The 2,924-nt window shown below is 31.4% G+C and carries 2 protein-coding genes; one reads left to right on the top strand and one right to left on the bottom strand.

The features are described from left to right. Positions 1–551 precede the first annotated feature (551 nt). Positions 552–1,421 carry an MBL fold metallo-hydrolase gene (locus F6K13_RS26455; RefSeq protein ID WP_124145305.1) on the top strand — a complete coding sequence of 290 codons (870 nt, stop codon included), beginning with the start codon at positions 552–554 and terminating at the stop codon, positions 1,419–1,421. Positions 1,422–1,815: 394 nt separating this feature from the next. Here F6K13_RS26455 and F6K13_RS26450 read toward each other — a convergent pair whose 3' ends face one another. After that, a complete protein-coding gene (locus F6K13_RS26450; protein WP_124154562.1) occupies positions 1,816–2,733 on the bottom strand; it encodes an Rpn family recombination-promoting nuclease/putative transposase in 918 nt (305 codons plus the stop codon). Positions 2,734–2,924: the final 191 nt, after the last annotated feature.

Raw genomic sequence — 2,924 nt, 5'->3', positions numbered from 1 at the left:
GTTCTTTCCCCTTGTTCCCTACTCCCTAATTCCTAAATTTTTTCTTGTGGTTATTCCAACATACAGAATATAATTATCTTTGTCAGAGGGATTATACCAATACCAAAAAGTAATGTTATACTTGGCTGAAACTTCAGTTATCAAGTAATTAATACAGGTCTAATAACTTATTTCCTAATTATTAGCAAGTTAATACTAATTATTCTGATGTTTGTCTCTCCCCCAATCCCCCACTCCCTTATCGAAGAATTAATAATAAAATAATTAAATAATTAAATAATTCAGGTTTAAAGCCTTCCCTTGAAAGGGGAAAAAATAATTTTTTTCCTTTTAGTCAATCCTCTTCCTTTTAGGGAGAAGTAATTATCAATTATCCATTATCCATTATCCATTAATGAATCCCCTACTTAAAAAAGTGTAGAAAAGTTTTTGATAAATGGTATTATTATTAACAGGTTAAGCAAAAATAAAAAGCTGACCGCTGACCGCTAATAGCTAAATGCTTACAAAATTAATCATAATTCATAATAAGCTTTTTTGAATAGGTAAAAATGGCTAAAATTAAATTACGACGTACTGAAAATATTAATGGCGATATATACGTTGATAGTACCTGTATAGACTGTGATACTTGTCGCTGGATGTCACCTACAGTTTTTCATCGAAATGGAGATAAATCAGCAGTTTATCATCAACCAAAAAACGACAAAGAAAGACAGGAAGCAATACAAGCTTTACTATCTTGTCCGACAAATTCTATCGGTACTATTGAAGCACCAAAAGATATTAAAAAAATTCAGCAAACCTTGCCAATTTTAGTAGCAGATAATGTTTATCATTGTGGATATCATTCAGAAAAATCTTTTGGAGCAGCTAGTTATTTTATTGTCAGACCAGAGGGGAATATTTTAGTAGACTCACCCCAATTTTTACCTCCATTAGTGAAGCGTTTGGAAGAAATGGGAGGAATTAAATATATGTATTTAACCCACCAAGATGATGTAGCAGACCATCAAAAATTTAGACAACATTTTAACTGCGATCGCATTCTTCATGTAGATGATATTTCTTCAACTACTAATAATGTAGAAATAAAATTAACTGGAACAGAACCATTTTCCCTAAGTCCTGATTTATTAATTATTCCTGTACCTGGTCACAGTAAAGGTCATACAGTCTTACTATATGGAAAATTTTTATTTACTGGCGACCATCTAGCTTGGTCTAGTCGTTTAAATCAACTTTATGCTTTTCGCCGTTATTGTGGGTATTCTTGGTCAGAACAAATTAAATCTATGGGTAAACTTATACCTTATAGTTTTGAGTGGGTATTACCTGGTCATGGTCATCGATATTATGCTGATACAAAAACCATGGAACAACAGTTACAAAAGTGTATTAATTGGATGGAAAAATTATGAGTTTTTCTAACAGTTATGTCGCTCTATATAAAATAGGTAGAACAGTTATAACTAGGCTCGTAGTTGGGCTTTAGTCCTAATACCAAATTGATAAATGTTTGCTACAAATAGTTAGGGTATTTATTAGAATTTCCTACGGAATGCTCCGCAAACAGAATTGCTGAATAGATAGATTTAATATCATTTTTGATGTTGTAAATTATATTTTTCGTCAAATAGACTTGAGATGAAAGTATTTTTATGATGCTTATTATTCGAACACATTCTTTTTTCATGGATGGTATAATATAAGTATTGTAAGGGCTAAAGCCCAACTACAAACAAAAACTTTATTATAAGTAATTATCCACTAGGGTATCTGCCCTAGAAGGGGCACATGATATAATCTATTCAATTAAGAAGGCGAATTTTCCTCCAACCAACTTTCTAAATCCTCCAAACTATTAAAATCCAAAATATCCTCCGTTAAACTTTCCAAATCTGACAAAAGTAAATCTTCAATCTGATTATTTATTGTCTCTGGAATTTCTCCAAAACGTTTTTTCAGTAAACGCATAACCAGAGCAATTGTTTGATTCAACCTTCCTTGTTCTTCTCCTTGTTCTTTCGCATAAGTTATCCGTCCTCTTTCATCTTGCATTGCAATTGCTCGACGCTCAACTATATCTAATTCTTCTACCGTCATATTAATTCTATTAGCAATATTTAAAGCTTTTTCTATTTCAGAAACTTCCCCTAAATTTTCAGGAATACTATCCAATCTGTTAGCCTCTTTCAGAAAATAAATCCATTTATCCGTCAAAGTATTTAACTCAGATAAAGCTTTCTTAAATTTCGGCAACTCTAAGAAAATTAATCGTAATTGTTTATCAAGACATTCAAAATTTTTAGTCTCCTCCTTAAATACAAACTTATTGATAAAATCATCCTTTTTTTCAAACAGAATAAAATCTGTAATTGTCACGGCTATGGCTGGATTTAGTAGCAGATAATCTTCTCCAGTTTCTAACTGATTGGCATAAGCTTTAGCCAAATTGTAAGCTACTCGTTTGTTGAAACCTGCCATTCTAGCTACTTGCATTTCAATAACTACAATTGAGCCATCTACTAAAACTGCTTTTATATCTAAATAGGTGTCTTTTAAATTGATTAATTGACCGGGATTAAAAGGGTTAAGAATTGTTAGAGATTGAATTACTTTTTTGCCTCCATAAATTATGGCATTGAGAAAGCTGATTAAGATGTCTTTGCTTTGTTCGGAGCCAAATATTTTTTTGAAGGCGTAATCGACCTTGGGATTGATAAATTTCATAATGGTTTTGATATAGTTTTATATTAGGGGACTTTTGAGCCAGGTTTACAATTAACAAATTTGGCAACTATTATAGCATATTCCAAGTATGTAAAATATAGATTTATATCTGCTATAGTAATAGTAAGTATCTCACTCAAATAGTATAACTTCCTTTTTGTCTACTATTTGAGTGAGATACTTACTATTAC

Source organism: Okeania sp. SIO2B9, from assembly GCF_010672505.1.
GTDB lineage: Bacteria > Cyanobacteriota > Cyanobacteriia > Cyanobacteriales > Microcoleaceae > Okeania > Okeania hirsuta.
This window is presented reverse-complemented; position numbering and strand designations above follow the sequence as displayed.

Excerpts from the sequence above, each read along its gene's own strand:
- F6K13_RS26450 (WP_124154562.1), bottom strand. The coding sequence starts at position 2,733 with ATGAAATTTATCAATCCCAAGGTCGATTACGCCTTCAAAAAAATATTT.
- F6K13_RS26455 (WP_124145305.1), top strand. The coding sequence starts at position 552 with ATGGCTAAAATTAAATTACGACGTACTGAAAATATTAATGGCGATATA.